Raw genomic sequence first — 4,699 nt, forward strand, 5'->3', positions numbered from 1 at the left:
TCTCCGACTCAGCCTGAGACCGATTCGGTGATCTCGCCCGGGTGACCGCCGCCCGCACGCTCTCGCTGGCGGTGGGCGGCTGGTCCCCGGTCGTGCTGGTGCTGGCCGGCGCCCCCTGGCTGCTGTCCGAGGGGGCCGGCCCCGGCGTTATCCTGGGCGCCCTGGCCTACGTCACGCAGTCGCTGGCCCCGGCCCTGGACAACCTCGTGGAGGGCCTGGGCGTCAGCGGGGTCCGGTTGTGGGTCTCCCTCGACCGCATCGCGGAGCCGGCGCGGACCGGCGGCGGCCGGCCTCGCGGCCCGGAGGCCCGGCTCCCGGCCGCGGACGGGGGGATCGAGCTGCGCGGGGTGACGTTCGCCTACGGGCCGCACGCCGAACCCGTGATCGCCGGCCTCGACCTGTCCGTCCCCGACGGGGACCACCTCACCGTGGTCGGTCCCAGCGGCATCGGCAAGTCCACGCTGGCCGCGCTCGTCGCGGGCGTGCTCCGGCCGGACGCGGGCGAGGTCCTGGTCGGCGGCGTGCCCGCCGACCGGCTCGACCCGGCCGAGCGGGTGCTCATCCCCCAGGAGGCCTACGTCTTCCGGGGGTCCCTCATGGAGAACCTGACCTACCTCGCGCGGGCCGGCGACGGGGAGGCGGACGGGGCGGTGGACGGGGCGGTGGCGGTGCTCGGCCTGGCCGGGCTGGTGGAGCGGCTGGGCGGCTACCGCGCCGAGATCCGCCCCGCCCTGCTCTCCCCGAGCGAGCGCCAGCTGGTCGCGCTGGTCCGGGCCTACCTGGCCCCGGCCCGCCTGGTCGTCCTGGACGAGGCGACCTGCCATCTCGATCCGGCGGCCGAGGCCGCGCGGAGGAGGCGTTCGCCCGCCGCGGCGGCACGCTCCTCGTCGTCGCCCACCGGCCCGCCTCCGCTCTGCGCGCCCGGCGCGTCCTCGTCATGGACGGCGTGCGCGTGCGGCTGGGGACGCACGAGGAGCTGCTCGCCGCGTCCCCCCTCTACGCCGGCCTCGTCGGCCGGTGGGACCCCCGTAGCGCCGACGCCGAGGCGCCGTCCGGCCCCCGGCCGGACGCGTCCTCCGGGCACGCGGCCTGACATCGCCCCGGACGTCCAGGAGCCGATCAGATGACCTACCCCCCCGCCGAGCGGCAGCCGATCACCGACCACCTCCACGGGCACGCCGTACCGGTGGCTGGAGGATCCGGCGAGCCCGCGGACCCGTGCCTGGCTGGCCGCCCAGGACGCCCTGTGGCGCTCCCGCGCCGCGGCTCTGCCCGGCCGTGAGCGCTGGCACGCCCGGGTGGCCGCGCTCGGCTCCGCCGGAACGGTCACGCCGCCGCTGTGGCGCGGGGAACGCCGTTTCCTCCTGCGCCGCACGGCCGGGCAGGAGCACCCGGTGCTGTACGCCGCCGGCCCGGACGGGACGGAGGAGGCGCTGGTCGACCCGGGCATGATCGATCCCTCCGGGCTGACCGTCCTGGACCGGTGGCAGCCCGACCTCACCGGGCGGCTGCTGGCCTACCAGCTGTCGCGGGGCGGGGACGAGCGGTCGGAGCTGCGCGTCATGGACGTCGGCACCCGGCGGACCGTGGACGGCCCGATCGACCGCTGCCGCTACGCCCCGGTGGTCTGGCTCCCGGACGGCAAGGCGTTCTTCTACGTCCGCGACCGGCGGGTGTGCCTGCACCGGCTCGGCACGCCCGCCGACGACGACGTCGTGATCCGCGCCGAGCCTCGCTCCTACGGCCTGGGCTCCAGCCACGACGGCCGCTGGCTGACGGTCTCGGCGCCGGCCGGGGCCGGCAACGACCTCTGGCTGGCCGACCTGGCCGCCTCCCCGCCCGAGCGGCCCGGCCTGCGGGTGGTGCAGGAGGGGGCGGACGCGACCACGGTGCCCGCCGTGGGCCGCGACGGCCGGCTGTACCTGCTCACCACGGTGGACGCGCCCACGGGCCGGCTGTGCGTCGCCGATCCGGCCGACCCCGGCCCCGGGGGCTGGCGGGAACTGGTCGGCCCGGACCCCGAGGCGGTGATCTCCGACTTCGCGGTCCTCGACGGCCCCGGCCGCCCGGTGCTCCTCGTCGGCCGGACCCGGCACGCGATCAGCGAGATCGACGTGCACGACCCGGTCACCGGCGAGCGGCTGGGAGAGGTCCCGCTGCCCGGGCTCGGCACCGCGGGCCGGATGTCCGCGCGCCCCGAGGGCGGCTGCGAGGTGTGGTTCTCCTACACCGACGGCGTCACGCCGGGCGGTGTGCACCGCTACGACGCGCGCACCGGGCGGACCTCGCTCTGGGCCGCCGCCCCCGGCGCCGTCGAGCCGCCCGAGGTGGAGGCCCGCCGGATCGTCTACGTCTCGGCCGACGGCACACCGGTGCGGATGGTCGTGCTCGCCCGGCCCGGGACCGGGCCCCGCCCGGCGATCCTGTACGGCTACGGCGGGTTCGGCATCCCGCTGACCCCCTCCTACTCCGCCTACATCCTGCCGTGGGTGGAGGCCGGGGGCGTCTTCGCGCTCGCGCAGGTGCGCGAACGGCGGCGGGGCTCGGACGAACGGCGGCGGGGCTCAGACGCGCGAGCGGTGGCGGGCCGGCCCGACCTCGCCGAGGTCGTCCGGCCAGAGCCAGCCGTCCCGCTTCGCGATCCTGATCGCCTCCACGCGGGTCCTCGCGCCGACCTTCGACAGGATCCGCGACAGGTAGTTGCGGACGGTGCCCCCGGACAGGTAGAGCCGGTCGGCGATCTCCTCGACCGGGGCCCCCTCGGCGGCCACCCTCAGGACGTCCAGCTCCCGGCAGGTCAGCGGGTTCTCCCTGGCGCTGAGCGCGGCGACGGCCAGGTCGGGGTCGATCACCTGCTCGCCGCGCGCGACCCGGCGCACGCACGCGGCGAGCTGACCGGCGGGGGTGTCCTTGACGATGAAACCGCGCGCCCCGGCGTCCAGCGCCCTGCGCAGCGCGGCCGGCGTCGCGAGGCCGGTGAGGATGACCGCCCGGCAGCCGGGGAGGGCGCGCCGCAGCTCGGCCGCGGCGGTGATGCCGTCGGTGCCGGGCAGGCCGATGTCGATCAGCGCGACGTCGGGACGGTGGCGCAGGCACGCCTCCACCACCTCGTCGCCGTGCCCCGCCTCCCCCAGTCCTCCTCCGTCGAGAGCAGGGCGACCATCGCCCCCCGAACAAGGTGCATGTCCTCAGCTATCAGGACATTTATCACGCGGAGTCTCCCTCTCACGGTGACACACGATCCGTCTCCCGGATCCCTGCGCTACCCGCTGGAACCGGCCGACTACCGCGTTACCCGGATTCGGCCCGAAGGAACGGCGAGCGCTGACCGGTTCCGGCCAGCATGTCGTTCCACCAGGCTTTATTTCCTGTTTTATTGGGGTTCGGAATGGCCCGGAGGGTGCGGAGGACGGGATTGTCGGGCGCAAGCCTTACGGTAGGGCGCGTGCCAGAGACGAACCACGAGATCACGCTGGACGCGGCCCTCAGCGAGGAGGCCGTGCTCACGACCTACCGCCGGATGTTCGCCGCGCTCGCGCGCGACAGCGGCGCGGTGGTGGACGATCCCGCCCTGGTCGACATCGCCGAGACCCTGTTCACGGCGTTCGCCGAGGCCGGGGAGGAGTGGCTGACCCACGAGCAGATGCGGCACGCCTGCCGGGCCTACCCGCTGGAGATGTTCGAGAACCGCCTGCGGGTGCTCAAGGGCCTCGGTGCGGTCCGCGAGGTCTTCCCCAAGCCCCACCAGCTCCGCTACCGGGCGTCGTTCACCAGCATGGTGGGCCTGATGTTCATCCGGCGCATGCTCCACGACGGCGGCCAGAGCGAGGTGCACCGGCTGCTCGCGCTGGAGGACCTCAACGTCGCCGACCCGCGCACGACCATGGAGGAGGCGCGCGCCAGCGCGCAGAACCTGGCGCGGGCCTTCCGGCTCTGGGCGCTGGAGCTGATCACCCTGACCGCCGGCACCATCGAGGAGCTCCGGGAGCAGGCGCCCACGCTCTGGGGCACCGAGGAGATCGCCCGGCGCGCGCAGAGCCTGCACGCCACCATCCTGACCCACTGGCCCGCTCTCGACCGCACCTGCACCGAGCTGCGGGCGGCGATCTACTCCTACAGCGACGCCTCCCGCCGCGCCGCCGGGCGGCTCGCCGAATCCGCGGGCACGACGAGGAACCTGACGCTGCTGCCCGCCGAGACCTGGCGGACGTTCGCCCAGACGGCGGGCAAGGAGCGCCTGGCCGTGGTGCTCGACGGCTTCGTCTTCGACGCCCCGGCCCCCTGGCACGATCCCGCGGCGATCGTCCGCGCGGTCGACGAGAGCCCCCGCCCCGCACCCGTCCAGCCCACCCCTCCGCGCCCCGCGCTGCCCGACCCCGGCCCGGCGGACTCCTACAGAGCCCGGCGCCGACGGGCTCGACCGCCTGGCCTCGGTCGCCGAGACCGCGCTCGGCGGGCGCTCCTCGGCCCGGCTGGAGGAGCTGCTCACCGCCGACGGCGAGTGGGTCTCGGTCCGCCGCCTGCTCGCCGACCTCGTCGCCGCCGACCTGCGTCCCGAGTCGCCCTACCGCCTGCGCTGGTCCGACGGCCTGTCCGCCGAGCCCGGGGCCGAGCCCGCCTGGCTCTCCCACGGCCTGCTGGAGAGGGTCGGCCATGACGCCTGACGGCACCGGCGCGCCCGGGGCCGCCGCGTCCGAGG

Annotated in this window: 3 protein-coding genes and 1 pseudogene; 3 read left to right on the forward strand and 1 reads right to left on the reverse strand. The window is 75.9% G+C overall.

Annotation, left to right across the window (positions count from 1 at the left end; translation table 11 throughout):
- The first annotated feature begins 41 nt into the window (after positions 1 to 41).
- Both ACWJ6R_RS30400 and ACWJ6R_RS30405 read left to right on the forward strand, forming a co-directional pair.
- Entirely contained in the window at positions 42 to 1,127 is a 1,086-nt protein-coding gene (locus ACWJ6R_RS30400; RefSeq protein ID WP_449065518.1) for an ATP-binding cassette domain-containing protein, read from the forward strand.
- 99 nt (positions 1,128 to 1,226) lie between these two features.
- A pseudogene (locus ACWJ6R_RS30405) lies at positions 1,227 to 2,237 on the forward strand (prolyl oligopeptidase family serine peptidase); the annotation flags it as partial.
- Between the two features lie 327 nt (positions 2,238 to 2,564).
- Here ACWJ6R_RS30405 and ACWJ6R_RS30410 read toward each other — a convergent pair.
- Positions 2,565 to 3,107 carry a LuxR C-terminal-related transcriptional regulator gene (locus tag ACWJ6R_RS30410; RefSeq protein ID WP_449065519.1) on the reverse strand — a complete coding sequence of 181 codons (543 nt, stop codon included), beginning with the start codon at positions 3,105 to 3,107 and terminating at the stop codon, positions 2,565 to 2,567.
- 338 nt (positions 3,108 to 3,445) lie between these two features.
- Between ACWJ6R_RS30410 and ACWJ6R_RS30415 the strand changes: the two genes are divergently transcribed.
- Positions 3,446 to 4,657: a hypothetical protein gene (locus ACWJ6R_RS30415; protein WP_449065520.1), complete on the forward strand. Its 1,212-nt coding sequence runs from the start codon at positions 3,446 to 3,448 to the stop codon at positions 4,655 to 4,657.
- The last annotated feature ends 42 nt before the right edge of the window (positions 4,658 to 4,699 follow it).

The sequence above is a fragment of the Planomonospora algeriensis genome, from assembly GCF_977012225.1.